This is a genomic window from Streptomyces sp. AC555_RSS877 (genome assembly GCF_019049245.1).
In the GTDB taxonomy this organism is placed as follows: Bacteria; Actinomycetota; Actinomycetes; order Streptomycetales; family Streptomycetaceae; genus Streptomyces.
Map to the genome: position 1 here is coordinate 153,547 of NZ_JAGMUK010000060.1, position 21,007 is coordinate 174,553.

Here is a 21,007-nt window from a genome sequence, read left to right on the forward strand (position 1 = left end):
CGCGGTGGCGCGCCGGTCGGTCGGTCGGCCGTGGGTCCCGGGGCCGTCTCCCGAAGGACACGGCATCGAGTGTGCCTCGCGGTCTCGTGACGGCGCGGTGGTTCGGCGTTCAGCGGGCTCGGTTCAGGCTCTGCAGGGCCGCCTTCAGCAGCTGTCCGACCTGGGGCGTGCCGCCGGCCGCCTCCGCCTGCGGGGCCACCGCGGACACGGCCTCGTCGGCCTCCCGGGTCGCGTAGCCGAGGCCGATCAGGGCGGCGTGCAGCTGGTCGCGCCAGCCGGTGCTGATCGCGGCGCCCACCGCAGGCGCGCCGATCGGCTCGCCGAGACGGTCCTTCAGCTCCAGGAGCAGCTTCTGGGCGCCCTTCTTCCCGATGCCGGGGACGGCGATCAGTGTCTTCTCGTCGCCGGTGGAGACGGCCCGGCGCAGGGCGTCCGGCGAGTGCACGGCGAGCATCGCCTGGGCGAGGCGCGGTCCGACGCCACTGGCGGTCTGGAGCAGTTCGAAGGTCTGCCGCTCGTCGTCGTCCGCGAAGCCGTACAGGGTCAGTGAGTCCTCGCGGACCACCAGGGAGGTGGCCAGCTTGGTCTGCTGGCCCATGCGCAGCCCGGAGAGCGTGTTCGGCGTGCACTGGACGGCGATGCCGATCCCGCCCACCTCGACCACCGCGGAGTCGGGGGCGAGGGCGGCGACCGGACCGCTGACGTAGGCGATCATGCCGTACGGCCTTTCGATGCGTGCAGGGCGACGGCCTGCTGGAGTCGGTTCTGGGCGGGGGCGCGCCAGATGTGGCAGATGGCGAGCGCGAGGGCGTCGGCGGCGTCGGCCGGCTTCGGCGGTGCGCCGAGCCGCAGCAGGCGGGTGACCATGGCGCCGACCTGGGCCTTGTCGGCGCGGCCGCTGCCGGTGACGGCGGCCTTGACCTCGCTCGGGGTGTGCAGGGCGACGGGGATGCCGCGGCGGGCGGCGCACAGCATGGCGACAGCACTGGCCTGGGCGGTGCCCATCACGGTCCGGACGTTGTGCTGGCTGAACACCCGCTCCACGGCGACGCATTCGGGCCTGTGCTCGTCCAGCCACTGCTCGATGCCCTGCTCGATCGCGACGAGGCGCTGCCCCAACTCGGCGTCCGCCGGGGTCCGTACGACACCGACGGCGAGCATGGTGAGTGGCTGGCCCGCCACCCCCTCGACGACACCGACACCGCACCGCGTGAGTCCGGGGTCCACCCCGAGTACGCGCACGCCGCCCTCCCTTCGATCGCCTGTTTGGGCAGGTTATCGGGTGCCACCGACAACGGCCGCCAGCGACGCCCGGCAAGGCGACGGGCCGACGGGGCGTGTCCCGTCGGCCCGTTGAGACCGTTCGCTCGCGCAGCGTTACGCGTCGACCTTCTCCATGACCTCGTCGCTGACGTCGAAGTTGGCGAAGACGTTCTGCACGTCGTCGCTGTCCTCGAGCGCGTCGATCAGCTTGAAGATCTTCTTCGCGCCCTCTTCGTCGAGCTCGACCTGCATGGTGGGGACGAAGTTGGCGTCGGCGGAGTCGTAGTCGATGCCGGCGTCCTGGAGGGCGGTGCGGACCGCGACCAGGTCGGTGGCCTCGCTGATGACCTCGAAGGACTCGCCGAGGTCGTTGACCTCCTCGGCCCCCGCGTCCAGGACGGCACCGAGCACGTCGTCCTCGCCCAGCTCGCCCTTGGGGACGATGACGACGCCCTTGCGGTTGAAGAGGTACGACACCGAGCCCGGGTCGGCCATGGAGCCGCCGTTGCGGGTCATGGCGACGCGGACGTCGGAGGCGGCGCGGTTGCGGTTGTCGGTGAGGCACTCGATGAGCACCGCGACGCCGTTCGGACCGTAGCCCTCGTACATGATCGTCTCGTAGTCGGCGCCGCCGGCCTCGAGACCGCCGCCGCGCTTGACCGCGGAGTCGATGTTCTTGTTCGGGACCGACGACTTCTTCGCCTTCTGGATGGCGTCGTAGAGAGTCGGGTTGCCCTCGATGTCGACGCCGCCCATCCGGGCCGCGACCTCGATGTTCTTGATCAGCTTCGCGAAGAGCTTGCCGCGTTTGGCGTCGATCACGGCCTTCTTGTGCTTCGTCGTAGCCCATTTAGAGTGGCCGGACATCTGCCTGTCTCCTTCGCGTAACCCAACTCCGTACGAACGCAGAGATCCTACAAGGACTCCGCCGTCCGGTTCGCGCGCACCATGTCGACGAACAGGGCGTGCACGCGGTGGTCGCCGGTCAGTTCCGGGTGGAACGACGTGGCGAGCGCGTTGCCCTGGCGGACCGCGACGATGTGGCCGTCGTGCTCGGCGAGCACCTCGGTCTCGGCGCCGACGGACTCGACCCAGGGGGCGCGGATGAACACGCCCTCCACAGGATCGCCCGCGATGCCCTGCACGTCGAGCGAGGCCTCGAAGGACTCGTTCTGGCGCCCGAAGGCGTTGCGGCGCACGATCATGTCGATGCCGCCGATCGTCTCCTGACCCGAGCGCGGGTCGAGGATCTTGTCGGCGAGCATGATCATGCCCGCACAGGTGCCGTAGACGGGCATGCCGGCCCGCACGCGCGCGCGGAGCGACTCCATCACGCCGAACAGGACGGCCAGCTTGGAGATGGTGGTGGACTCGCCGCCGGGGATGACCAGGCCGTCCACCTCGGCGAGCTCTTCGGGGCGCCGCACCGGCCTGGCCACGGCGTCGGCCGCGGCCAGGGCGATGAGGTGCTCCCGTACGTCGCCCTGGAGTGCCAGGACGCCTATGACAGGTGTGTCAGTCATGTACGTGCAGTCCTCAGGGGGTGACTTACCAGCCGCGGTTGGCGTAGCGCTCGGCCTCGGGGAGGGTGTCGCAGTTGATGCCGACCATGGCCTCGCCCAGGTTGCGGGACGCGTCCGCGATGATCTTCGGGTCGTCGTAGAAGGTGGTCGCCTTCACGATGGCGGCGGCGCGCTTGGCCGGGTCGCCGGACTTGAAGATGCCCGAGCCGACGAAGACGCCCTCGGCGCCGAGCTGGCGCATCAGCGCGGCGTCGGCGGGGGTGGCGACGCCACCGGCGGAGAACAGCACGACCGGCAGCTTGCCGAGCTCGGCGACCTCCTTGACGAGCTCGTACGGGGCACGCAGGTCCTTGGCGGCGGCGTACAGCTCGTTGTTGTCGTAGCCGCGCAGGCGGGCGATCTCGTTCTTGATCTGGCGCAGGTGACGGACCGCCTCGACGACGTTGCCGGTGCCGGCCTCGCCCTTGGAGCGGATCATCGCGGCGCCCTCGGCAATGCGGCGCAGGGCCTCGCCCAGGTTGGTGGCACCGCAGACGAAGGGGGTCGTGAACGCCCACTTGTCGGAGTGGTTGACCTCGTCGGCCGGGGTGAGGACCTCGGACTCGTCGATGTAGTCGACGCCGAGGGACTGCAGGACCTGGGCCTCGACGAAGTGACCGATGCGGGACTTGGCCATGACCGGGATCGACACGGCCTCGATGATCTCTTCGATCATGGTGGGGTCGGACATCCGGGCCACGCCGCCGTCCTTGCGGATGTCGGCGGGCACGCGCTCCAGAGCCATGACGGCGACGGCGCCCGCGTCCTCGGCGATCTTCGCCTGCTCGGCGTTGACGACGTCCATGATCACGCCGCCCTTGAGCTGCTCCGCCATGCCGCGCTTCACGCGCGCGGTGCCGGTCTCGGGGGTCTGGTTGTCGGGGAACGTGCTGGACACGGGTGACCTCGCTGAAGTGAAAGAGGGATCTGCAGCACCGAGGAAACGGGACGGGACCAGTCCACAGCAAGGGCCAATGGGGAGACGGTGGATCGTTTTCCGGCCAGGGGCCGGTGAGAGTGGCTCGGCGCTGTCCGCCGTGCAGGCCCTAGGTAGGGCGATCCGCCAGGGCCGGGGGCGGCTCGTCGTCCATCTCGAAGGCCAACGGAAACGGCGCGTGCCCCGCCAGCCGGAACCAGCGCACCTTGCGATGCCGGCGCAGCGCCCGGGCCGCCCGTACGGAGTCGTTGTGGAAGCGGCGGGCCATCGGCACCCTGCGCACCGCCTCGGTCAGTTCCCGGGTGGCCTGCTCTCCCCCGGGGGCCTCCCGTACCGCCTCCACCTGCTGCGTCTCGGCGAACACGGCCCGCAGCGCCTGGCTCAGGTCGCTCTCGGCGACCTCCCGCTGCTCCTCCTCGGCCTGCCGGGCGGCGTGCGCTGCCTCGTACAGGACGATCGAGGCGGCCGGGTCGAGCACCCCGGAGGTGGCCAGTTCCTGGGCCACCGAGGCGCGGCGCAGCAGTTGGGCGTCGAGACCGGCGCGGGTGGCGTCGATGCGGGCGTGCAGCCGGTCCAGTCGCCCGGCCGTCCAGCTCAGGTAGAGGCCGATCGCGACCAGCGCGACGAGGATCCAGATCAGGGTTGCGGTCACGGGCGGCAAGGCTACCGGGGAGCTGCGCCGGGGTTGGCGGGGCGTTGGTGGGGGTGTGGCTGGGGGCTGCCGCCCCCAGACCCCCGCTTCGGCCCTGAAGGGGCCTCGTCCTCAAACGCCGGACGGGCTGGGTGATACCGACCCGCGCTGAAAAGGCATGCCCCCCGCTCAGTCCCGCGCCAGCCCCAGCCGCGCCCGCAACCCCGTCGCCCGCTCGTCGTCCGCCGCGGCGACCGCCGCCGCGCCGGACGTCACCGTCTCGTAGACGGACAGGATGTCCGCGCCGACCGTGGACCAGTCGAACCGCCGTACGTGCGCGCTGCCGCGCTCGCGCAGCTCGGCCAGCCGTACCGGGTCCCCGAGCAGCCGTACGGCTGCCTCGGCGAGCGCGTCCGCGTCCTCGTTGGCGAACAGCTCGCCCGCCGCGCCCTGGTCGAGCACCTGGGTGAATGCGTCCAGGTTCGAGGCCAGCACCGGGGCCCCCGCCGACATCGCCTCGACCAGGATGATGCCGAAGCTCTCACCGCCGGTGTTGGGGGCGACGTACAGGTCGACACTGCGCAGGAAACGGGCTTTGTCCGTGTCGCTGACCATGCCGAGGAACTCGACGCGCGGGCGGAGTTCGGCGGGCAGCGACTCGACGGCCTCCTTCTCGTCGCCGCGCCCGGCTACCAGCAGCCGGGTCTGCGGGCGCTCGGCGAGGATCTTCGGCAGGGCCTTCATCAGCACCGGCAGACCCTTGCGGGGCTCGTCGATGCGACCGACGAAGCCGATCGTGTCCCCCTGCCATTCGGGCTTGGGTTCGGCCCGGGCGAAGAAGCCGACGTCGACGCCGTTCGGGATCACCACGGCGTCGCCGCCGAGGTGTTCGACGAGCGTGCGGCGGGCGTACTCGCTCACGGCGATCCGCGCGCTGATCTTCTCCAGGGCGGCCTGCAGGATCGAATAGGCGGCGATCATGGCCCGGGAGCGCGGGTTGGAGGTGTGGAAGGTGGCGACGATGGGGCCCTGCGCGGCCCAGCACGCCAGCAGGCCGAGGGACGGCGAGGCCGGCTCGTGGATGTGGATGACGTCGAACTCGCCGTCGTGCAGCCAGCGCCGCACCCGGGCCGCGGACAGGAAGCCGAAGTTCAGGCGGGCCACCGAGCCGTTGTACGGCACCGGCACCGCGCGGCCGGCCGAGACGACGTACGGCGGCAGCGGGGTGTCGTCGTCGGCCGGGGCGAGGACGGACACCTGGTGGCCGAGGCGGATGAAGTACTCGGCGAGATCGCGGATGTGGAACTGGACGCCACCCGGTACATCCCAGGAGTACGGGCAGACGATGCCGATCCTCACGCGGTCCCCCCGGCGGGAGAACGCGCGGGATCAAGGTCCTTGAGCCACAAGCGCTGCAGCATGTGCCAGTCCTCCGGATGGTCGGCGATCCCTGTGGCGAAGGCATCGGCCAGCGCCTGTGCCATGACAGACGTCTTCTCGGCCCGCGTACCTGTCCCGGGGACCTCGATCGGGGGATGCACCCGGCCGCGCATCACCGGAGAGTCGTCGTACCAGAGCGTCACCGGCAACAGCCGCGCGCCGGTCTGCTGCGCGAGCAGCGCCGGGCCGGCCGGGATCCGGGTGGCCTCGCCGAAGAACTCGACCTCGACGCCGGAGGAGGACAGGTCACGTTCGGCGACCAGGCAGACCACGCCGCCGTCGCGCAGCCGCCGGGCCAGCGTGCCGAAGGCGGTGCCGCCGCTGTGCGGCAGGACCTCCATGCCGAGGCCCTCCCGGTAGGCGACGAAACGGTCGTACAGCGTCTCCGGCTTGAGGCGCTCGGCGACCGTGGTGAAGGGCATGCCCAGCTTGGTGGTGAGCCAGGCGCCGGCGAGGTCCCAGTTGGCCATGTGCGGCAGCGCGAGGATGACGCCCTTGCCGGCCGCGACGCCGTCGGTGAGGTGGTGCAGGTCCTTGGCCTCGAAGCTGCTCTTGACGCGCTCCGCGCTCCAGGCGGGGAGCCGGAAGGACTCCATCCAGTAGCGCAGATACGAGCGCATGCCCGCGCGCGAGAGCTCGGCGAGGCGCTCGGGGGTGGCGTCGGGCACCACGCGCGCGTAGTTGCTCTCCAGCCGCTGGACGCCCTTGCCGCGCCGTTTCCAGGCGAGGTCGGCGATGCTCCGGCCCAGACGCACGGCGACCGGCTCGGGGAGCTTCTTGACCACGCCCCAGCCGAGGCCGTACAGCGCGTCGGCGAACCGCTCCTGCGCGCTCACTTCGCCGCCTCACTCCCGTGCGTCTCCTGCTGGGCGGCGGCCTCCGCCTCGGCAGACTCCCGGCGGACCGTGACGACCCGCTGGATCAGCGTGACCAGGCTGCCGACGGCCACGATCCACAGGGCGATCGGCAGCAGGTACTGGATACCGGGTACCCCGAACTTGTGCAGACCCGCGAGCCCCGCCAGGACGAGGGCGATCACCAGGCGCTCGGCACGCTCGACGAGTCCGTTCACGGCGACCGGCAGGCCGATCGACTCGCCCCGGGCCTTGGTGTACGACACCACCTGGCCGCTTGCCAGGCAGAAGATCGAGACCGCGCAGAGCACGTTGTCGTCGCCGTGCCCGGCGTACCAGAGGGCGAAGCCGCCGAAGATCGCGCCGTCGGCGACCCGGTCCAGCGTGGAGTCCAGGAAGGCGCCCCAGCGGCTGGAGCGGCCGAGCTGGCGGGCCATGTTTCCGTCGACGAGGTCGGAGAACACGAACAGTGTGATCACGACCGTGCCCCAGAAGAACTCGCCCATGGGGTAGAAGACCAGCGCCCCCGTGACCACACCGGCGGTGCCGATGAGTGTCACCGCGTCGGGGCTGACGCCCCTGCGGATGAGAAACGCGGCGAACGGTGTGAGGACACGCGTGAAGAATGCACGCGCGTACTTGTTCAGCATGGCCTTCCCGAGGGTCGGTGTGGCCGAGCGGCCCCTGCTGGCCACCGGCTGGCCCATCGTAGCCACGCGCGCGCGTGGGCGACGGCCGGGCACCACGTCCCGTGATCCCCCGTACGGCCCGCGACCGACGGTGGGCCGCCAGATCGCGTCCGTCGTATGGACGCACCGTGACGGGAGTGGAAAGCTCGAAGAACATCGCGGGCGTCACCGGAGCCGCCACCGCTGGGGGTCCCCGGACGGAGTCCGGGGCAGGGTCCGCATGTCCGCGCCCACAGTGACCTCACCGTGCACGGGAGGCAAGGCCATGGGTGACAAGGCGAACGCACACCCCGGAGCCGCCGGCAGGGCAACAGCGGCCGACCAACCCGCGTCCGTACGGAATGTGGTGCTGGTCGGCCACTCCGGATCGGGCAAGACGACATTGGTGGAAGCTCTCGCCCTCACGACGGGAGCGGTGAACCGGGCGGGCCGCGTGGAGGACGGCGGCACCGTCTCCGACTACGACGAGATCGAGCACCGGCAGCAGCGCTCGGTACAGCTCTCCCTGGTACCCGTCGAGTGGAACGGTTACAAGATCAATCTTCTCGACACCCCCGGATACGCCGACTTCGTCGGAGAACTCAGGGCCGGTCTGCGAGCGGCGGACGCGGCCCTCTTCGTCGTCTCGGCCTCCGACGGGGTGGACGGCTCGACGCGCATGGTGTGGGAGGAGTGCGCGGCCGTCGGCATGCCGCGGGCGATCGTCGTCACGCACCTGGAGTCCGCCCGGGCGAACTTCGAGGACATGACACGGCTCTGCGCCGAGACCTTCGGCGGCGACGACCCCGACGCCGTACTGCCCCTGTACCTGCCGTTGCACGGCCCGCAGGCCCCGGACGGGCACGCGCCCGTGACCGGGCTGATCGGGCTGCTGTCGCAGAAACTGTTCGACTACTCGTCCGGGGAGCGCAAGGAGTCCGAGCCGGGCGAGGACCAGCTGCCGCTGATCGAGGAGGCCCGCAACCGGCTGATCGAGGGGATCATCTCCGAGAGCGAGGACGAGACCCTCATGGACCGCTACCTCGCCGGCGAGGTGATCGACGTCGCGACGCTGATCGAGGACCTGGAGCGGGCCGTGGCGCGCGGGGTCTTCTTCCCGGTCCTGGCGGCCGCTCCCGCGGCCGGGGGCGCCCGGCAGGGGCTCGGCACGGTCGAACTCCTCGACCTGGTCACCCGCGGCTTTCCGACGCCGCTGGAGCGCGAGGCACCGAGAGTCACCACCGTCGATGGCAAGCCGCGTGAACTGAAGCTGTGCGACCCGGACGGGCCGCTGGTCGCGGAGGTCGTGAAGACGTCGTCCGACCCGTACGTGGGCCGGGTCTCGCTGGTGCGGGTCTTCTCCGGAACCCTGCACCCGGACGAGACCGTGCACGTCTCCGGGCACGGGCTCGCCGACCGCGGGCACGAGGGCCGCGCCCTCCACGAAGCCGACGAGCGGATCGGCGCGCTGTCCGCACCCTTCGGCAAGCAGCAGCGGGTGCTCACCCACTGCATCGCCGGTGATCTCGCGTGCGTGGCGAAGCTCGGCCGCGCCGAGACCGGGGACACCCTCTCGGCCAAGAACGACCCGCTGCTCATGGAGCCGTGGGAGATGCCCGACCCGCTGCTGCCGCTCGCCATCCAGGCGCACAGCAAGGCCGACGAGGACAAGCTCTCCCAGGGACTGTCCCGGCTGGTCGCCGAGGACCCGACCATGCGGCTGGAGCAGAACCAGGACACCCACCAGGTGGTGCTGTGGTGCCTGGGCGAGGCACACGCCGACGTCGCGCTGGAACGGCTGCGCAACCGGTACGGCGTCCAGGTCGACGTCGTCCCGCACAAGGTCTCCCTGCGGGAGACGTTCGCGGTCAGGTCGGCGGGCCGCGGCCGTCATGTGAAGCAGTCCGGCGGCCATGGGCAGTACGCCATCTGCGAGATCGAGGTGGAGCCGCTGCCCGGCGGCTCGGGCATCGAGTTCGTGGACAAGGTCGTCGGCGGGGCGGTGCCGCGCCAGTTCATCCCGTCCGTCGAGAAGGGCGTAAGGGCCCAGGCCGCCAAGGGAGTTGCCGCCGGTCATCCGCTCCTCGACATCCGGGTCACGCTGCTGGACGGCAAGGCGCACTCCGTGGACTCCTCCGACGCCGCGTTCCAGACGGCCGGCGCGCTGGCGCTGCGGGAGGCGGCGGCCGACGCGAAGATCCATCTGCTGGAGCCGGTGGCCGAGGTGACCGTCCTGGTCGGCGACGACTACGTGGGAGCCGTGATGAGCGACCTGTCCGGCCGGCGTGGCCGGGTGCTCGGCACGGAACAGACCAGCGGCGGGCGGACCTTGGTGCGGGCGGAGGTCCCCGAGCTCGAGATCGGCCGGTACGCCGTCGACCTGCGCTCCCTGTCCCACGGCACGGCACGCTTCAGCCGCTCCTACGCGCGCCACGAGCCGATGCCGCCGCAGGTCGCGGAAAGGCTCCGTGAAAAGGTGGGCAGCATCTCGTAGTTGGCCTCGGGCCCGCCACAAGTGACCTTTGCGCAAGGCTCCCCTCCTCCTCGGCGGGCGGCTTCGGCCGCCCGCCGACCGGATGTTGTGCCTTTGCCGACCGGTTGTCGTACGTCCGCCGACGGATGTCCGTGCCTGCGGATACGCTGATCACCTGATCAACAGGTGTGCGAAGCAAGGAAGTCGGGAAGGCCGCATGAGCAGGAGTCGCGGCGATCGGGGGCGGGAATGACCGTTGACAGCGGTTACGCGGACATCTTCGGTCCGCAGGTGCCGCGCACGGGCGACGAGGGACAGACGGCGACGTTCGCGCTGGCCTCGGCGGCCTACCGGGACAATCCCGTGAGGGACATCCTCGCGGCCAACAGCGAGTGGCATCAGTCGACCGTCTCGGACGGCCGCAGGTGGGCGCGGATCTTCCGGCCCAACCTGGGCGAGGCCTTCTCCGGGGCCGTGATCGCCCGCATGCTGGGGGCCGGCCGCAAGCCGCTCATCCAGTCCTTCGGTGCCGAGCCACAGGCCGTGGTCGAGCACTGTCTCGCGGCGAACAACATCCGCAGGGACCGCGACAGCCTGCTGACCATCGTCATGGTGCTGTGCGGTGTGCTGTTCCTGCCCGGGCTCCTCATCTGGCTGCTGGTCTTCCAGATCCGCACCACCGTGGCGAGGACCGAGAACAGGCAGGCCGGAGCGCTCGCCACCACCCTGCTCGTCGGAGTGGGCGCGCTCGCCGTGATCTTCCTGGTGCGCACGCCGTTCGACGGGTTCTGGGCGTGGTACGCACGCGCGGCGATCGTGATGCCGGTGGTGGGCTGGTTCTGGGCCAAGCAGATCTGCGAGCGGACGGCCAGGGACCTGCGGGAGCGCTGGAACAGCCTGCTCTCCGGCAGCAGCGTCGGGGCGAAGGTCCCCGAGGCGGTGCCGAGCAGCCCCCGCGAGACCGCTGCCGAGCAACTGCGCCAGTCCCTCGCCCAGCTGAGCGCCGAGCAGCAGTCCAACTCCGTGTTCTACGCCGGGCCCAAGGGCATACTCGGCATGGGCACCCGCTGGGGCAGCTGGCAGCTCGCCGAGGACCTGGTCTCACGCCATCCGGACCGGGAGATCCACCCCTTCCGCAGCTGGGACGTCATACGGTCCATCCACGACAAACTGCGCATGCTGGAGCGGAACACGCTGAACACCGGCGGCTTCCCGAAAGCGTCCGTACGGCACTGGGTCGTCACCCCGGTGGGGGAGAACGCGAAGGCGGTCTCCCGGCCCGAGGGCACGGACGTGAGCGCGTACCAGGTCAAGCCGCACGCCATACAGGACATCTGCAACAAGCAGCAGTTCGGCGCGGGCGACCGGCACTACCTGGGCGTGCAGTGGACGCTGTGGGACGGACAGCTCGTCATCACCATGATGATCACCGTGACCGTGCTGCACGAGACGCTGCGCATCGAGGTGACCGGCCACGCGCTGGGCCCGGTGCACTCGCTGTTCACCACGAAGCCGGAGGCCAAGGAGAAGGAAGTCGCCAAGCAGGTCAAGTTCTGGGAGACCCGGAAGGTGAAGCTCCCGCTGGTCGACGCGGACGAGGTGGTACGCCTCGCCGCCCGGGCGCCCTTGACCAGGTATCCGCCGCTGCTGAACTGGCTCGGCGGCGCGCTGACCCTCCCCGAGCCCTTCGGACTGCGGCACGCCTGGGCGGACAAGCCGTGGCGGCACCGCTTCATGGCCGACGACGCGCTGCGCGCGGCCACGCCGGTGCTGCGGGTGGTGCACGCCGCGGCGATCCGGGTCCTGGAGGAGAACGGCGTGGACACGGAGAAGTTCGGCAACCGGTCGGCGTTCCTCAGCACGGCGGTGCAGGACCCGACACCGCGGAAGGCCGACGTGTACGACGCGTAGGCGTGGGGGGCCGTGCTCACGGCTCCCCCACCCCCGCCCGGGGGGGGTCAGGCCGTCGGCCAGGCCTCCGCCAGCATCTTCCGGGTGTCCGCGAGCAGCTGCGGCAGCACCCTCGTGTGTCCGACCACGGGCATGAAGTTCGTGTCGCCGCCCCAGCGCGGGACGATGTGCTGGTGCAGGTGGGCCGCGATGCCGGCGCCGGCCACCGAGCCCTGATTCATGCCGATGTTGAAGCCCTGTGCTCCGGACGCGGTGCGCAGAGCCGTCATGGCCTGCTTGGTCAGCGCGCCCAGCTCGGCCGTCTCGGCGTCCGTGAGGTCCGTGTAGTCGGCGACGTGGCGGTAGGGCACGACCATCAGGTGGCCGCCGTTGTACGGGTACAGGTTCAGCACCGCGTAGACCTGCTCACCGCGCCTGACGATCAGCCCGTCCTCGTCGGACTTGGCCGGGATCGAGCAGAAGGGGCAGCCGTCTTCGGCGCCCGGGCCGGTCGGCTTGTTCTCACCCTGGATGTAGGCCATCCGATGGGGCGTCCACAGACGCTGGAACGCGTCCCGGGTCCCCACGCCCCACTGCTGCTCCGGCTCACTCGTCATGCAGTGCAGCATATGACTTCGCCCGTTCGCGCCGTGTCGGCGGGTTGTGGGAAAAGCGTCCCGGGCCAAGCTGGGCCGGTGAACGATGCGCATGCGCTGGGCGACGACAGCCCCTCGGCCCGCTGGGAGCGGCGCACGGAGGTCCCGCTCGCCGTGGCCTCGCTGGTCTTCCTCACCTCGTACGCGATCCGCGTGCTCGTCGACGGCCTCCCCGACGGCCTGCTCGGCCTGTGCCTCGCGCTGACCGTGGCCGCCTGGGCGCTGTTCGCCGTCGACTACGCGGTGCGCTGGCGGCTGAGCGGGCAGCGCCTGCGCTTCGTACGGACGCACTGGCTGGCCACCGTGGTGCTGGTCCTGCCGCTGCTGCGGCCGCTGCGGGTCGTCCAGGTGTACGAGGCCGTGCAGCGGCGGCACGGGAAGCCCCGGCTGGCGCTGCACGCGCGCGTGATCGCCTACGCCGGGCTGTCGACCGTCCTCCTCGGCTTCACCGGTGCCCTCGCCGTCTACCAGCAGGAGCACGGAGCACCGGACGCGAGCATCCTGACCTTCGGGGACGCCGTGTGGTGGACCTGCGCCACCCTCGCCACCGTCGGCTACGGCGACGTCGTCCCCGTCACGCCGGTCGGACGCCTGATCGCGGTCGGGATGATGGGCATCGGGATGGCCCTGCTCGGCGCCGTGACCGGGACCTTCGCCTCGTGGCTGCTCCAGGTCTTCTCGAGCGAGGACGACGAGAGGCCCCCGACGGGATGAACGCGCCGGGGGCCTCATCTGCGACGGATCAGATCTGCGCCCGCTCCTCGACGACCTTCCCGATCTTCGCGATGGCCTCGTCGAACGGGATGCCGTTCTCCTGCGAGCCGTCGCGGTAGCGGAAGGACACCGAGCCGGCCGCCATGTCCTCGTCGCCCGCGATGACCATGAAGGGCACCTTCTGCTTCTGGGCGTTGCGGATCTTCTTCTGCATACGGTCGGAGGAGGAGTCGACCTCGACCCGCAGCCCCTTCTTCTTGGCCGCCGCGGCGAACTTCTCCAGGTACTCGACATGCGCGTCGCCGATCGGGATGCCGACCGCCTGGACCGGGGCCAGCCACGCCGGGAAGGCACCCGCGTAGTGCTCCAGGAGCACCGCGAAGAACCGCTCGATGGAACCGAAGAGCGCTCGGTGGATCATGACCGGGCGCTGCTTGGAGCCGTCGGGGGAGGTGTACTCCAGCTCGAAGCGCTCCGGCAGGTTGAAGTCGAGCTGGATCGTCGACATCTGCCAGGTGCGGCCGATGGCGTCCTTGGTCTGGACGGAGATCTTCGGGCCGTAGAAGGCGGCGCCGCCCGGGTCGGGGACCAGGGGCAGGCCCTGCTTCTCGGCGACCTGGCGCAGCGTCTCCGTGGCCTCGTCCCAGGCCTCGTCGGAGCCGACGAACTTCTCCGGGTCCTTGGTCGACAGCTCCAGGTAGAAGTCGGTCAGACCGTAGTCCCGCAGCAGGCCGAGGACGAAGGTGAGCGTCTTGTCGAGCTCCTCGGACATCTGCTCGCGCGTGCAGTAGATGTGCGCGTCGTCCTGGGTGAAGCCGCGGGCACGGGTCAGGCCGTGCACGACGCCCGACTTCTCGTACCGGTACACGGTCCCGAACTCGAAGAGGCGCAGCGGCAGTTCACGGTAGGAGCGGCCGCGCGCGTCGAAGATCAGGTTGTGCATCGGGCAGTTCATGGGCTTGAGGTAGTAGTCCACGCCCTCGTCGAGCTGCATGGGCGGGTACATGCCGTCGGCGTACCAGTCCAGGTGGCCCGAGGTCTCGAAGAGCTTCCCCTTCGTCGCGTGCGGGGTGTAGACGAACTCGTAGCCCTCCTCCTCGTGACGGCGGCGCGAGTAGTCCTCCATGACCCGGCGGATGATGCCGCCCTTGGGGTGGAACACGGCCAGGCCGGAGCCGATCTGCTCGGGGATCGAGAACAGGTCGAGCTCGGAGCCCAGCTTGCGGTGGTCGCGCTTCTCCGCCTCGGCGAGGAAGTCGAGGTGCGCCTTCAGCTCGTCCTTGGTCGGCCAGGCGGTGCCGTAGATGCGCTGGAGCATCGGGTTCTTCTCGCTGCCGCGCCAGTAGGCGGCCGCGTTGCGCATCAGCTTGAACGCCGGGATGTTCCGGGTGGTGGGCAGGTGGGGACCGCGGCACAGGTCCTTCCAGCACAGGTCACCGGTCTTGGCGTCCAGGTTGTCGTAGATCGTCAGCTCGCCCGCGCCGACCTCGACGTCCGCGCCGTCGTCCGTGGAGGCGGAGCCCTTGATGCCGATCAGTTCCAGCTTGTACGGCTCGGACGCCAGCTCCTCGCGGGCCGCCTCGTCGGTGACCACACGGCGGGAGAACTTCTGCCCCCGCTTCTGGATCTCCTGCATCTTCTTCTCGACGGCCTTGAGATCCTCGGGCGTGAACGGCTTCTCGACGTCGAAGTCGTAGTAGAAGCCGTCCTTGACCGGCGGGCCGATGCCCAGCTTCGCCTCGGGGAAGAGCTCCTGCACGGCCTGCGCCATGACGTGCGCGGTGGAGTGGCGCAGGATGTTCAGGCCGTCCTCGGAGGAGATCTGGACGCCCTCGACCTCCTCGCCCTCGGACAGGACGTACGACAGGTCCTTCAGCTCGCCGCCCACGCGCGCGGCGATGATCGAACGCTCGCCGGCGAAGAGCTCGGCGGCCGTGGTGCCCGTCGTCACCACGCGCTCTTCCCGCTCGGAATCGCGATGGATGATCACACGGACGTCTGACACCGGTCTCTCCTGACTGAAGGCGGATGCGGCGCCATACCGAGAGCGCGCGCAATAGGGGATCGTACCGACCCGGGCGCGCCCTCCGCGAAATCAGTCCCCGCCGCAGGCCTCCTCGAAGAAGGCCGTGATCTCCGCGGTCTCCTGGAGCGACTTCATCAGCCGGTCCCGCTCGGCCTCGTCCACCTGCACCGGTTCGACCCCGGAGGCGTCCGTGAGGCGCCTGAAGCCGCCCCTGCTCTCCAGCCGCCCGTGCACCCGCACCGGCAGTCCGACGAGGTGCGCGTGCCCGGCGATCCGGTAGGACTCCTCGTCCAGTGTCAGTCGTATGTGCGGGATGTCGGCGCCGGCGATCACCCGCAGCCGTACCGATCCCTCCCCGCGCGGCCCCGATCTGCGCATCCGGACCACCGCCCCGGTGATCCTGACCGGCATGGAGGGCTCCTCGCGCAGATAGCGGGCGCCGGCCTCACGCAGCACGGGCAGGTCCCCGGGCGAGAACTCGACGGCCTCGGCGGGCGCCGCGCATCCTTCGGGTACACCGGCGGCCGGTGCCCACTCCACGCCGATGCGCGCCCCCTCCGTACCGCGCACGAGGGCGATCAGGGCCTCGGTGAGCTCGCGGCTGACGCCCGCCGCGACGGCGCCGTCGAAGGCGTCCATGCCGCCGGTGGCCCGCTGGTAGTCGATGGCCTCGCGGGCGGCGTACAGGGCCTGATGCAGGCGTACGGCGAGCGGGCGGCCGGTGCCGACGGGCACGAAGGCGGTCAGGCGGCGGCCGCCGGCGGCGGATCCTACGAGGACGTTCTCCAGGACCGCGGCGGCGGAGCGGCGGTAGCGGGCGCCGTAGTAGCCCGCCCGCGCGCGGGTGGCGAGTGCTCCGGCGAGCAGCGTCTGGCGGGCGGCCGAACGCAGCTGTTCCTCGACCGTCCAGGGGACGGTTCCGGCCGGACCGGTCGGTACGTCGCGCCGCCAGCGGATCTCGTCGCTGGGCACGGCGAGGGAGACCAGCACCTCGCGCGCGGAGGGTGTGCCGCTGCGGGACAGCGCGAGCAGCGCCTCGGCGAGCAGGTCCTCGCTGTCGGGGAAGGCCCGGCTCTCGGGCACGAGCAGGCTCGTGCCGCCGGCGCCCGGCCCGGGCGGGGTCCAGCGGCCGTAGCGTCCGGCCGCTCCCCCGCGCCGCTGCCAGCCGTGCCGGCGCAGCAGGGCGCCGAGTACGCCGGGGTCGACCTCGCCGGGCTCGGGGGGACGCCTCCAGGCGGCGGTCTGGCCGACGGGGTGTGGTCGTACGAGCCGCAGTGGCTCTTCCGTCGGGCGGTGCGTCATGGTCTGCCTCCCGTCCCGACGCGCGTCATGATCTCGCAGAGCGCCCGGTCGTCGAAGATGCGCGAGGTCGGTATCCGCACGGTGGTCCGGTTCCGGCCGGTGATGGCGTGACCGGCGAGGTTGACCCAGTAGCAGCAGTGCCTGAGGTCCAGCCGGTCGTGGCTGGCGCGCAGCCAGTCGTCCTGGGATCTCGGCACGAGCATCACGACCAGGATCTTGTGGACCGAGACCGGAGTGCGGGCGAGCTTGCGCAGATGGTCGTTGTCGAGCGTGAAGGAGAAGGTGCGGCCGGGGGGATTCGGCGGGACCTGGTAGGTGCATTTCAGCTGCACCTTGATGGTCACCTCGTCGTCGACGGTGTGCCCGGGTGAGCCGTGGCTGACGTGCCAGTCGATGCCGTTGTCCGGGAACGGCTGGGACAGCGAGCAGCCGGCGGCCGCCGCGACCGCGTGCAGGTAGCCCACCTGCAAGGTCTCCATGCAGGCGGTGGTGGCGAGTGTGCCGCGTTGGGGGCCGGTGCGTTCGGGCAGCAGCCCGCCCCGCTCGGGCTGGGCTATCGCCATGACGAACAGCCTTCCAAGCCAAGTGATATGCCCACACCTGGGCCGAGTGAATCCCGCGTAGGGTCGTTGAACTGCAAAGACCCGTACTCCTGTTGTGTCCTTCCGGCGTACGGCGCAAACAGCCCGGGTATCACCAAACGGGGCAGACGACGGGGCGTCAGCTGCCGTGGGTGAACGAGGGGTTGAGTAGGTATGACGTGCTGGTACGAAGGGCCCCTGGCCGCTTTCGACACGGAGACCACGGGTGTCGACGTCGAGACCGATCGGATCGTGTCGGCCGCCGTCGCCGTCCAGGACGCCCCGGGCACCCGGCCGCGGGTGACCCGGTGGCTGGTGAACCCGGGTGTGGCGGTGCCCGCCGGGGCGACGGAGGTGCACGGGCTGACGGAGGAGCATTTGCAGCGCAACGGCCGCTGGCCGGCTCCGGTGATGTACGAGATAGCCGAGGCGCTGGCCGAGCAGGCCGCGGCGGGCCGGCCGCTGGTGGTGATGAACGCGCCGTTCGATCTGACGCTGCTGGACCGGGAGTTGCGCCGTCATCGCGCCTCGTCCCTGGACCGCTGGTTCGAGTCCTCGCCCTTGCTGGTGCTGGATCCGCGGGTCCTCGACAAGCATCTGGACCGCTACCGCAAGGGCCGCCGCACCCTCACCGACCTGTGCGCGCACTACGGCGTCGAACTGGAGGGCGCGCACGACGCGGGCGCCGACGCACTGGCCGCGCTGGACGTCGTCCGAGCGGTGGGGCGCCGGTTCGCGGTCCGGCTGGAGCGGCTGAGCCCCGCCGAACTGCACACCCTGCAGGCGGTGTGGCACGCGGGGCAGGCGCGCGGTCTGCAGGCGTGGTTCGCGCGCAGCGGCACGGAGGAGGCGGTGGACCCGGCGTGGCCACTGCGTCCGGGCCTGCCGGCGGCGGCAGCGTAGGGGGACGCGAAGGGGACGCATAGGGGCAGCAAAAAGCCGGTCCGTCTGGGACGGACCGGCCTTTCCCGGTGGGCGATACTGGGTTCGAACCAGTGACCTCTTCGGTGTGAACGAAGCGCTCTCCCACTGAGCTAATCGCCCGGGAACGCACTGAACAATACAGGTCCCCGCGCCTTTCCTTCAAACCGCTTCCAGGTGGCCGGCGAGACCTCGCCGCCCGGCCCGCATCATCAGCCGGTGGTTGGCGCGGAACACCGGCCGTCCCGGTACGGCCAGCCGCCGCAGGAGCGGCTTGTTCACGTGGACCTCCTGCTCGTAGCGGGCCAGGCTGCCCGTGCCGTCCGCGGTGATCGTCCAGCGCGCCCAGCCGTCGATGTCCCCGGACACGGCGATCTCCAGGACCCCCGCCCCCGGGTCGCGCCGCACCTCGCGGGCGGTGAAGGTCAGGCCGTACGGCAGCAGGGAGCGGATACGGACGACGGCGGTCGTGCCGTCGGTCCGGCTCACCTCGCGCACCTGGCGCCACCAGTGTGGATACTCCTCGACCTGCTCGAGTGCGCGGTACACGACGGCGGGCGCCGCGGGCAGGTGCCAGCGGCTGTGGAAGCGGTAGTGGGTCCAGTCCATGAGCGGAGTCTGCCCGTACGCAGGCACCGTGAGGCGTATTTGAGTACGTCCTGAGTACCCGCACTCATGGCGTACGGCGTGACGCGGACCACACTCGACGGCATGACGCACATTCCGCCCCCGGCCGAGGAGTTGCGGCTCCTCGATGCCGAGCTGTGGCACTTGGACGCCCGCCGGGCCCAGTTGCTGACCCGTCGTGCGTGGCTGGTCGCGGCCCTGCACCACGCTCCACCGCCCGCGCCTGTCGCGCCGCCCCGCCCCGAGGCTCCCGCACCGCGTGTCCAGAACGTGCTGCTCCTGCTCGGCGGCATCCTGCTCACCATCGCTGCGATGGTGTTCACGCTGGTCAGCTGGGGTCATCTGGGCATCGCCGGGCGGGCCGTGGTGCTCGGTGCGGTCACGCTGGCCGCGCTCGCGGCGCCGGTGCCGCTCCTGAAGCGGGGCCTGCGTTCGACGGCCGAGTCGGTGGCGGGCCTCGGGCTCGCGCTGACGGTGCTCGACGCGTACGCGCTGCACGAGGTCGCCCTCGCGGAGGTGGACGGCACCGGGTACACGGCCGTCGCGTCGGCCGTGCTCGCGGTGCTGTGGGCCGCGTACGGTCTGCTGCCGGCGACCGCCGCTCTGCGTCTGCCCTTCCCTGCCGCCCTGGCCCCGGCCCAACTCCCGCTGCTCCTCTGGTCGGTGGCTGCCGACGCCGGTCCCCACGGGATCACGGCCGCGCTCCTGCTGACCGCCGCGTTCGACACGGCCGTGGCGCTGCGGGCGCCGGCCGCGTCCGTACGGATCGCCGCCGCCGTCGGGGCGTACGGCACGGGCGCCTGGGGCGTGATGGCCGCCGGCTGGCTGTCCTTGACGGCCAGCGGCGCGAGCGCCGCAGCCCGTGCGGCGGCCCTCCTCCTCCTCGCGGCGACGATCGGGCTGGTCGCGGCGTGGCGGAGCGAGGGCGAGAAGCGAGCCCTCGGTCTCGCCGTCACCGCCGGACTGCTCACCGTCGCCGCGCTCGGCGGTGCGGTGCGCCCCGCGCTCGCCGAGGCATGGACGGTCCCGGTCCATCTGGCCTGCGGGATCGCCCTGCTGGCGGCGGTGCGGGCCGGACGGCTCCCGGAGGCGGTGCGAGGCGGCCTCGTATGGGCCTCGGGCACCGTGCAGGCACTCGCCGTGCTGTGGGCGCTGCCGGTCCTCGTGGTCACGTTGCTGGGTCCGGCCGGCTGGTCGGGGCACACATGGACCGGCGCTCCTCCGGACGCGCGTGCCGCGGTGACGGTCGACACGCCCTGGCCGCCGCACGCGGCGACGGTCCCGCTCGTGCTGGTGGCCGTCGCGGCCGTGCTCGTCCTGGCGGTCCGTGACACGGCCTGGCGCCCGCGAGCCCTGGCCGGTGCGGTGGGGCTGGCCTGGGCCACCGTGCTCACCCTGGCGCCGGTCCTGGAACTGCCCTACGCCGTCGGCCTGTCGGTCGCGGGCCTCACGACCGCCGGAGCGCTCGCGGTGGCGGCGTACGCGCTCCGCGCCCCGTCCGAGCACCGGCTCACGCATCTCACGGCCCTCGTTCTCGCATCGGCCACCTCTCTCAGCCTCGCCTGCCTCTCCCTCGCCACGCAGACCGCGACCCTGACCGTGCTCTCCGCTCTGACGGCGCTGTTCGCGGCGGCCTCGTGGCGGTCGCGCCTCGCCCCCGTGACGGCCCCGGCCGCACTCGCGTACGCCGCCGCTCTCGCCTGCGCGACCGGTGCCGCCGCGGGGCGGCCGGCCTCGCACACCGCTCTGCTCGTGCTCGCGGTGCCCGCGGTCGCGGCCCTGCTCGCGGCACGGCTCGGCGGTTCCTCGGCGACCGTGCCGGTCGAGGTGGCGGGCGCCGCCGCCGGTCTGCTCGCCATGGCCCTCGCCCTCACCGACCCGCCGCTGCTCGCCCTGGTCCTGGCCCTGTGCGCGGTGATCACCGCCGGCACGGCCGTACGCCCGGACCGCCACGCCCTCGGCTACGCGGCCACCGCCCTCTTCGTGCTGGCGGCCTGGGTCCGGCTGGCAGCCTGGGACGTCGGAACCCCGGAGGCGTACACCCTCCCGGTCACCGTCCCGGCGCTGCTGGTCGGCGCCCTGCGCCGGCGCCGCGATCCGCGGGCGTCCTCCTGGACGGCGTACGGCCCCGGACTCGCCGCCACGCTCCTGCCGAGCCTCGTCGCGGCCTGGGGCGACGCCCACTGGACGCGCCCCCTGCTGCTGGGCGTCGCGGCCCTGCTGGTCACCCTGCTGGGCGCCCGGCACCACCTCCAGGCCCCGCTCCTGCTCGGCGGCTGGGTACTGGCCCTGGACGCGCTGCACGAGCTCGCGCCCTACCTCGTCCAGGTCACCGACGCACTCCCCCGCTGGGTGCCTCCCGCCCTCGCCGGGCTGCTGCTGCTCGCACTCGGGGCGACGTACGAGCAGCGACTGCGTGATGTCCGGCGGGTGCGGGAGGTCCTGGGGAAGATGAACTAGCC

General features: G+C 71.5%; 19 protein-coding genes and 1 tRNA gene. 5 read left to right on the top strand and 15 right to left on the bottom strand.

Annotated elements, in window-relative coordinates:
- Positions 1-109: 109 nt before the first annotated feature.
- The 9 genes from ruvA to pgsA form a co-directional block, all read right to left on the bottom strand.
- Positions 110-715 (bottom strand): Holliday junction branch migration protein RuvA, encoded by a 606-nt coding sequence (gene ruvA, locus KUM49_RS27450; protein ID WP_217239638.1) that lies wholly within the window; start codon positions 713-715, stop codon positions 110-112.
- Positions 712-1,242 (bottom strand): crossover junction endodeoxyribonuclease RuvC, encoded by a 531-nt coding sequence (ruvC, locus tag KUM49_RS27455; RefSeq protein ID WP_217239639.1) that lies wholly within the window; start codon positions 1,240-1,242, stop codon positions 712-714. The genes ruvA and ruvC overlap by 4 nt, the downstream gene beginning before the upstream one ends.
- Before the next feature lie 135 nt (positions 1,243-1,377).
- On the bottom strand, positions 1,378-2,130 hold the full coding sequence (locus KUM49_RS27460) for a YebC/PmpR family DNA-binding transcriptional regulator (protein ID WP_057614183.1): 753 nt from the start codon (positions 2,128-2,130) through the stop codon (positions 1,378-1,380).
- A gap of 47 nt (positions 2,131-2,177) precedes the next feature.
- Positions 2,178-2,786 carry a pyridoxal 5'-phosphate synthase glutaminase subunit PdxT gene (gene pdxT, locus KUM49_RS27465; protein ID WP_217239640.1) on the bottom strand — a complete coding sequence of 203 codons (609 nt, stop codon included), beginning with the start codon at positions 2,784-2,786 and terminating at the stop codon, positions 2,178-2,180.
- A 25-nt stretch (positions 2,787-2,811) separates the two neighbouring features.
- The gene (gene pdxS, locus KUM49_RS27470; RefSeq protein ID WP_217239641.1) at positions 2,812-3,723 is read right to left on the bottom strand and encodes a pyridoxal 5'-phosphate synthase lyase subunit PdxS; all 912 of its coding nucleotides are present in this window, start codon (positions 3,721-3,723) and stop codon (positions 2,812-2,814) included.
- Positions 3,724-3,871: 148 nt separating this feature from the next.
- Positions 3,872-4,414, bottom strand: coding sequence for a hypothetical protein (locus KUM49_RS27475; protein ID WP_217239642.1), 543 nt, complete (start codon positions 4,412-4,414; stop codon positions 3,872-3,874).
- 168 nt (positions 4,415-4,582) lie between these two features.
- Positions 4,583-5,752: a glycosyltransferase family 4 protein gene (locus tag KUM49_RS27480; protein ID WP_217239643.1), complete on the bottom strand. Its 1,170-nt coding sequence runs from the start codon at positions 5,750-5,752 to the stop codon at positions 4,583-4,585.
- A complete protein-coding gene (locus KUM49_RS27485) occupies positions 5,749-6,669 on the bottom strand; it encodes a phosphatidylinositol mannoside acyltransferase (RefSeq protein WP_217239644.1) in 921 nt (306 codons plus the stop codon). Before KUM49_RS27485 ends, KUM49_RS27480 begins: the two co-directional genes overlap by 4 nt.
- Positions 6,666-7,394: a phosphatidylinositol phosphate synthase gene (gene pgsA, locus KUM49_RS27490; RefSeq protein WP_217239645.1), complete on the bottom strand. Its 729-nt coding sequence runs from the start codon at positions 7,392-7,394 to the stop codon at positions 6,666-6,668. Before pgsA ends, KUM49_RS27485 begins: the two co-directional genes overlap by 4 nt.
- 247 nt (positions 7,395-7,641) lie before the next feature.
- Between pgsA and KUM49_RS27495 the strand changes: the two genes are divergently transcribed.
- Together KUM49_RS27495 and KUM49_RS27500 are read left to right on the top strand one after the other, a co-directional pair.
- Positions 7,642-9,849 carry an elongation factor G-like protein EF-G2 gene (locus KUM49_RS27495; RefSeq protein ID WP_217239646.1) on the top strand — a complete coding sequence of 736 codons (2,208 nt, stop codon included), beginning with the start codon at positions 7,642-7,644 and terminating at the stop codon, positions 9,847-9,849.
- A gap of 228 nt (positions 9,850-10,077) precedes the next feature.
- The gene (locus tag KUM49_RS27500; protein ID WP_217239647.1) at positions 10,078-11,739 is read left to right on the top strand and encodes a hypothetical protein; all 1,662 of its coding nucleotides are present in this window, start codon (positions 10,078-10,080) and stop codon (positions 11,737-11,739) included.
- 47 nt (positions 11,740-11,786) lie between these two features.
- Here KUM49_RS27500 and KUM49_RS27505 read toward each other — a convergent pair whose 3' ends face one another.
- On the bottom strand, positions 11,787-12,335 hold the full coding sequence (locus KUM49_RS27505) for an HIT domain-containing protein (protein ID WP_254401846.1): 549 nt from the start codon (positions 12,333-12,335) through the stop codon (positions 11,787-11,789).
- A 96-nt stretch (positions 12,336-12,431) separates the two neighbouring features.
- On the opposite strand from KUM49_RS27505, the gene KUM49_RS27510 reads away from it, so the two are divergent.
- Positions 12,432-13,088, top strand: coding sequence for a potassium channel family protein (locus tag KUM49_RS27510; RefSeq protein ID WP_254401886.1), 657 nt, complete (start codon positions 12,432-12,434; stop codon positions 13,086-13,088).
- 28 nt (positions 13,089-13,116) lie between these two features.
- On the opposite strand, the gene thrS is transcribed toward KUM49_RS27510, so the two are convergent.
- The 3 genes from thrS to KUM49_RS27525 all read right to left on the bottom strand — a co-directional run bounded on the left by thrS (position 13,117) and on the right by KUM49_RS27525 (position 16,979).
- The gene (gene thrS, locus KUM49_RS27515) at positions 13,117-15,093 is read right to left on the bottom strand and encodes a threonine--tRNA ligase (RefSeq protein ID WP_217239650.1); all 1,977 of its coding nucleotides are present in this window, start codon (positions 15,091-15,093) and stop codon (positions 13,117-13,119) included.
- A gap of 90 nt (positions 15,094-15,183) precedes the next feature.
- Complete coding sequence (locus tag KUM49_RS27520) at positions 15,184-16,416, bottom strand: hypothetical protein (RefSeq protein WP_217239651.1); 1,233 nt, start codon at positions 16,414-16,416, stop codon at positions 15,184-15,186.
- Entirely contained in the window at positions 16,413-16,979 is a 567-nt protein-coding gene (locus tag KUM49_RS27525; protein ID WP_217239652.1) for a DUF4365 domain-containing protein, read from the bottom strand. The genes KUM49_RS27520 and KUM49_RS27525 overlap by 4 nt, the downstream gene beginning before the upstream one ends.
- A gap of 192 nt (positions 16,980-17,171) precedes the next feature.
- Between KUM49_RS27525 and KUM49_RS27530 the strand changes: the two genes are divergently transcribed.
- The gene (locus tag KUM49_RS27530) at positions 17,172-17,900 is read left to right on the top strand and encodes a 3'-5' exonuclease (RefSeq protein ID WP_217239653.1); all 729 of its coding nucleotides are present in this window, start codon (positions 17,172-17,174) and stop codon (positions 17,898-17,900) included.
- Positions 17,901-17,969: 69 nt separating this feature from the next.
- Here KUM49_RS27530 and KUM49_RS27535 read toward each other — a convergent pair.
- Positions 17,970-18,041 (bottom strand) — tRNA-Val (locus KUM49_RS27535).
- Positions 18,042-18,080: 39 nt separating this feature from the next.
- Positions 18,081-18,527, bottom strand: coding sequence for an SRPBCC family protein (locus tag KUM49_RS27540; protein ID WP_217239654.1), 447 nt, complete (start codon positions 18,525-18,527; stop codon positions 18,081-18,083).
- A gap of 66 nt (positions 18,528-18,593) precedes the next feature.
- Between KUM49_RS27540 and KUM49_RS27545 the strand changes: the two genes are divergently transcribed.
- Entirely contained in the window at positions 18,594-21,005 is a 2,412-nt protein-coding gene (locus KUM49_RS27545) for an SCO7613 C-terminal domain-containing membrane protein (protein ID WP_217239655.1), read from the top strand.
- Positions 21,006-21,007: the final 2 nt, after the last annotated feature.

What these genes read in the sequence shown, in the direction of transcription:
- KUM49_RS27520 (WP_217239651.1), bottom strand. Translation starts at nt 16,416, where the DNA reads ATGACGCACCGCCCGACGGAAGAGCCACTGCGGCTCGTACGACCACAC.
- KUM49_RS27530 (WP_217239653.1), top strand. Translation starts at nt 17,172, where the DNA reads ATGACGTGCTGGTACGAAGGGCCCCTGGCCGCTTTCGACACGGAGACC.
- KUM49_RS27545 (WP_217239655.1), top strand. Translation starts at nt 18,594, where the DNA reads ATGGCGTACGGCGTGACGCGGACCACACTCGACGGCATGACGCACATT.
- KUM49_RS27540 (WP_217239654.1), bottom strand. Translation starts at nt 18,527, where the DNA reads ATGGACTGGACCCACTACCGCTTCCACAGCCGCTGGCACCTGCCCGCG.
- KUM49_RS27495 (WP_217239646.1), top strand. Translation starts at nt 7,642, where the DNA reads ATGGGTGACAAGGCGAACGCACACCCCGGAGCCGCCGGCAGGGCAACA.
- KUM49_RS27505 (WP_254401846.1), bottom strand. Translation starts at nt 12,335, where the DNA reads ATGACGAGTGAGCCGGAGCAGCAGTGGGGCGTGGGGACCCGGGACGCG.
- KUM49_RS27460 (WP_057614183.1), bottom strand. Translation starts at nt 2,130, where the DNA reads ATGTCCGGCCACTCTAAATGGGCTACGACGAAGCACAAGAAGGCCGTG.
- KUM49_RS27525 (WP_217239652.1), bottom strand. Translation starts at nt 16,979, where the DNA reads ATGGCGATAGCCCAGCCCGAGCGGGGCGGGCTGCTGCCCGAACGCACC.
- KUM49_RS27500 (WP_217239647.1), top strand. Translation starts at nt 10,078, where the DNA reads ATGACCGTTGACAGCGGTTACGCGGACATCTTCGGTCCGCAGGTGCCG.
- pgsA (WP_217239645.1), bottom strand. Translation starts at nt 7,394, where the DNA reads ATGGGCCAGCCGGTGGCCAGCAGGGGCCGCTCGGCCACACCGACCCTC.
- pdxT (WP_217239640.1), bottom strand. Translation starts at nt 2,786, where the DNA reads ATGACTGACACACCTGTCATAGGCGTCCTGGCACTCCAGGGCGACGTA.
- ruvA (WP_217239638.1), bottom strand. Translation starts at nt 715, where the DNA reads ATGATCGCCTACGTCAGCGGTCCGGTCGCCGCCCTCGCCCCCGACTCC.